Annotated in this window: 3 protein-coding genes; 2 read left to right on the top strand and 1 reads right to left on the bottom strand. The window is 41.2% G+C overall.

All coding sequences use genetic code 11. From position 1 onward, the window contains the following. Window positions 1-874: 874 nt before the first annotated feature. Entirely contained in the window at window positions 875-2,461 is a 1,587-nt protein-coding gene (locus AC5590_RS15960; RefSeq protein WP_169268864.1) for an SLBB domain-containing protein, read from the top strand. A gap of 129 nt (window positions 2,462-2,590) precedes the next feature. Then, window positions 2,591-4,246 carry an alpha/beta hydrolase gene (locus tag AC5590_RS15965; RefSeq protein WP_169268866.1) on the top strand — a complete coding sequence of 552 codons (1,656 nt, stop codon included), beginning with the start codon at window positions 2,591-2,593 and terminating at the stop codon, window positions 4,244-4,246. Window positions 4,247-4,428: 182 nt separating this feature from the next. Here the strand turns inward: AC5590_RS15965 and AC5590_RS15970 are convergent, their stop codons facing one another. Further along, entirely contained in the window at window positions 4,429-4,881 is a 453-nt protein-coding gene (locus tag AC5590_RS15970; RefSeq protein ID WP_169268865.1) for an Hsp20/alpha crystallin family protein, read from the bottom strand. Window positions 4,882-5,204: the final 323 nt, after the last annotated feature.

A 5,204-nucleotide genomic window follows, 5' to 3' on the forward strand; every position in this document is an offset into this window, starting at 1 on the left:
CGCTCTGCGCACACCCGATAGCCGTAAGGCGTGGCGTTAGCCATAGGGTGAACTATAGCGCTTAACACCCGAACGCTTAACAGACTTGAAAGTCTCTTGGTGACCGTGTTTTCTAATTAGTTCGTGTCCTAATCTACCTGGCGACTGCTATAACTGGTGGTTCGGCTTAACGCTTAACAGGAAAGAAAACTTTTTCAAGTGTACTTAGCTGAACAAAATCTTTGGAGGAGTCCTAATACATCATTAGATACGTATTCTAGTATTCTCGTATGTGATTTTCACTACTGAATAAATAATTCTAGCAAGAAAATTAGTTGACTAAAAAAACGTAGCGGCTTAGAGAAAAAAGCAAGAAAGTTTTTTAGTTCGTTCTGGTGACGAATTCATCCTTACAACTACTGATTCAAACTCCTTAACTTTAATTTTCTTCTCGTATTAAGTCATAGATTTTTCTTGGTTCCTACAAAAAACAAATCGTCGAGACAAAAATATCCAATCCTTAAACCATTGTCTCTTCTTAGTAAGATTTTGAATGTACGTCTTTTTCTGCTTTGATGACAGGCTCTCTTAACTTATAAATTCTACTATTCTCACACGTAATATTTGTTAGTGAAGAATATTTTGTTGACAATACTGTACGAATAAATATTTATCAGATAAAATGTTATGAAAACCACAATATTTTGAAGATTAGGTATGATAGACTTTCTAACTTTTAATTAACTTCATTAAAAATTCAAAATAAAAAAACAATTTTGATTCGGAAAAACCAAAGATTTTAAGAAAAGAAAAGTGTTAGGGAACTTGAAGAAAAGACAATAGTCAAGCTTAAAATGTTTAGACAGTACTTTACTAATAGTAGTTTTAGGTAAATATGGAGAACACAAGGTTAAAGTTTATCAGCCAACCTTTTGGGGGTGTAGTACTGTTAACCGCTATTAATTTCGCTTTTCCGCTTATTAGCTTAGCTCAGAATCCAACTAAACAATCAACAACACAAATAAAGAATTATACACAAAAGCAAGCCGTACCTACAGCGACACAAACAATAAATACAAAGACTCCTAGACAAACCGTACCTGCAGCGAGACAAACAGATACAAAATATACACAAAGACAACCAGCACAGGGAGTCACACAAATAAATACAAACTATACGTTGGGAGGTGGCGATCGCGTCAGAGTCAGCGTATTTGAAGTTCCGGAATATTCAGGCGAGTACCAAATTCCTCCGGGTGGAGGGCTGAACCTACCTTTAGTTGGTAATGTCTCCGTTTTAGGACTGACAACAGAACAAGCAGCTGACTTAATTACTCAGAAATACTCTCGCTATCTCAAACGACCGATCATAACAATCAATCTTTTATCAGCCCGTCCCATTAATATTTTCGTTGCCGGAGAGGTGACACGTCAAGGAGCTTACACTCTCAGTTTACAAGGAGGCGGAGGGAATGATCCTGGTGTGCAATTCCCAACTTTACTATCGGCACTGACGACAGCTCAAGGGATCACACAGTCAGCGGATGAGACAAGAGTGGAGTTAAGGCGTAAGATAGGACGAGGTCCAGAGCAAGTCACTGTTGTGAATTTGAGGGAGATTAGACGAACAGGCAGGATAGCGCAAGATCTGACCTTGCGGGATGGAGATACAATCTATGTCCCAACAGCAACGACTCTAAACTTGGCTGATGCACGAAATGCAGCTGCATCAAGCTATGCGGCAGATCCTACCAAACCTCGTACAGTAGCACTAATTGGTGAGGTTCTCCGTCCAGGTTCCTATCTTGTCACCGAAGGTACTGCAGAAGGGGGAAATGCAAACAACACAACAGGTGCACCAAGTATCACTGGGCAACCGACTTTGATGCGAGCACTGCAATTGGCTGGGGGAATTACGCCACAGGCTGATGTTCGTAATATCTCAATACGCCGATCCACGAGAACAGGCGGCGAACAATCAATCAAAGTTGACCTTTGGCGACTACTCAATAGTGGTGACATTACTCAGGATCTAATTTTGCAAGACGGAGATACGATTGTATTTCCAACAGCAACAGAAGTCAGCCGAGCAGAAGCGACTCAATTAGCGACTACGACTTTGGCTCCTTCTCGCATTCAAGTTAATGTGGTGGGTGAAGTAAAAGCTCCAGGTGTCAAAGAAATTCAGCCTAATACCCCCTTAAATCAAGCATTGCTTGCAGCTGGTGGATTTAACGATGCCAGAGCAAGCAGAACTACTGTTGATTTGGTTCGTCTCAACCCAGATGGCTCTGTGACCAAACGAGAAGTCAAAGTAGATATCAAACAAGGAATTAATGAGCAAACTAATCCCATACTCCGTAATAATGATATCGTGATAGTTAACCGCTCTGGCATAGCTAAAGTCGGTGATACTGTCGGTGCTTTCTTCAATCCTTTTGGCACTGTGCTTGGTATTTTTAGATCTTTATTCGGGTTTTAGACGAAACCACAAACTGGGGGCGCTCGCTTGCTGCTGTGTGTCCCCAGACTTCCAAAGAAACTGCATTGCAATTCGTAAAGTCATAGATTTTGCGCTCCTTAGACTAGTGATTAATCACTAATGACTCATATGCAGTTTCGGCTTGGCAAGAATTGGCGTAAGGCATCTTGGGCACAAAAATTACTCTGTCCTTTGATGCTTGTTTTGGGATGGGGTGTAGGAATGCCTTCTACAATAGCCGCCCAAACAGTTACCATTCGTTTAGGTCCATTTCAGCAGTCAGTGGCGCTCGCAGACTTAGAAAAGTTTGCCAAAACCGGGAGATTACCACAAGGACTGGAACTTCTGTCACCCGTGCTAAACTCGCAAGTGCGAGAATTGCTAACCAAGCGCTTGGAAGTCAATCCCGCTGTTGCAGACAGATTTATCGACAACTTGGTGCGATCGCCCGGAGGTAGACAGTTCATATCATCCTTAGGTGGAGTCATACCAGGTAGTACAGCAGAAAGTATCAAAGCCACCCTGAATTTCGCACTGCGACAAGCAAACGGTTTTAGTGCATTAAGTTTTTTGCGGGCTTACCCAGGAGAAAATGTTACCGTAGACGCCACGAAAGCTGTCGGTTTAGCTGTTGATCTAAACCCAAACAACTTACAGAGTCAAGCTTTTGGTGTATTACTAGAACGAGAGTTATCTGTTGCAAGTAGCATACCCTTTAAAGCTGCATTCGATCCAGCAGGGTTGGGGAATCAAGTTGTACAGGAGCAGACAATTGTTTTAAATGACCGACAGCGTAATCGTACCATTCCTGTAGATATTTATTCGAGTCAAAATTCGAGTCAGGCAAACCCCGAAAACCCACTCGTTGTCCTCTCCCACGGTTTCGGGGCAAACCGGAAATTTTTGAGCTATTTAGCGCGTCATTTAGCTTCTTATGGCATAACTGTTGTTGCTGTGGAACATCCTGGAAGTAACTTTGATGCTGTCAATAGAGCTTCAGATAAACAGAATTTGGCACAGTTGCTACCAGGTACTGAGTTTGTTGATCGACCAAAAGATATTAGCTTTGCCCTAGACGAATTGGCAAAATTGAATACTCAAATTGGTCAACTTCAGGGTAAGTTAAATACTGAAAAAGTCACTGTCATCGGTCACTCCTTAGGAGGTTATACGGCTTTGACTTTGGTAGGAGGAGAGCTTGACTTGGAAGAGTTACGGAAATTTTGTAAAGATTCTTTAAATATCGGCGAAGCTCCTGGTGATTGGTTACAGTGTTCGGCGACTTCCTTACGAGACAGAAGACTGAAAGTAAAAGATGAGCGAGTTAAGAGTGCGATCGCTCTTAACCCTCTGGTTGGCAATCTTTTTGGCAAAAAAGGTATAACCCAAATCACCAAGCCAGTCTTAATCTTAACTGGAACAGAAGACGCCCTAACCCCAGCGCTCAAACATCAAATAGAACCTTTTACTCAACTGCGGGGTGAGAAGTATCTGCTTACTGCTATTGGCGGTACTCACTTGAGTATTAGCGATCCAATATACCCACAAAGTGCAGCGACGACTATTGTTAGAGAAAGGCGAGGTGAAGAAACGAAATCTCTTCGTCAATTAACCAAAGGCGTCAGTTTGGCATTTATCAAGCAACTAACACCAGAAGCAAAAATTTACAAACCTTTTCTCACACCAGCTTACGCACAATCTTTCTCTACACCTGAACTACCATTGCGTCTTGCTTCTGAGTTACCAGCAAGTATCAAGCGATGGCTGGAGCCTGTGGAGAAATAGTCCAGTTTCTGCAATGAATACATGGCTAGCGATTTTAGATAATACTTTAGGATATCAGTTGTTAGTCAATAAAAAAACCCAGTCAGTATCATCTGACTGGGCATTTTTGTTAGGTTAACCTACTGTGCATTCAGGCTACTTTTTCCTAACAATTCCTAAAATTAATAACTTCTTACAATGAATTAAGCAGCAGGTGTTTCCAAGTTAACTTTGACGACTTTGTTCTTTTCTTGTTCAGACTTAGGCAGTGTCAAATTCAAAATACCGTCTTTGTATTCTGCTGTAACATTGGTATTTTGAATGTGCGCAGGCAAAGGAATCACGCGTTGGAATTTACCATAATGGAATTCAGTCACAGTACGACCTTTTTCTTCAGTCTTAGTTTCAGACTTGCGCTCTCCTTTGATGGAAACAGCGTTTTGTGTGACTTGCACATCCAAGTCTTTAGCTTCAATTCCTGGCAGTTCTAGCTTGAGATGGATAGCATCTTCTGTTTCTTGCAATTCAGCAGCAGGAACTCTTGGAAGGTTTCTTTCAATCAATGTTGAGGGTACGAGCATATCATCGAATAAGCGGTTCATTTGACGGTGTAAGGAGTTCATTTGTTGCCAATTATTCCAACGAACTAATGTCATCTTTTTCTCTCCAGTCAATAGGATTTTGTTTAATCAGTTCAGCATTTAACTTGCTTTAGTTATCTATCATGTTATTTAAAAAAAGAGTGAGTCATAATACGGTTTTTATCACTTAAAAAATCATGATCACCGAACTTTTATAAAGTGAGAAGAAAAAGAAAATCAAAGCAGTCTTTACACCTCGTCCAAAATTCATCCTTAGAGTTCATTTAGAAAGTAAATCTTAAGAGGCGAGACGATTCAGCATGAGTCTTACCATTGCGACATAATACCAAATCCGGGTCAATGACCCCCTTTTCCATTAGTCCGCGTAGGCGGTGAGT

It is taken from the genome of Brasilonema octagenarum UFV-OR1, from assembly GCF_963888615.1.
Lineage (GTDB): Bacteria > Cyanobacteriota > Cyanobacteriia > Cyanobacteriales > Nostocaceae > Brasilonema > Brasilonema sennae.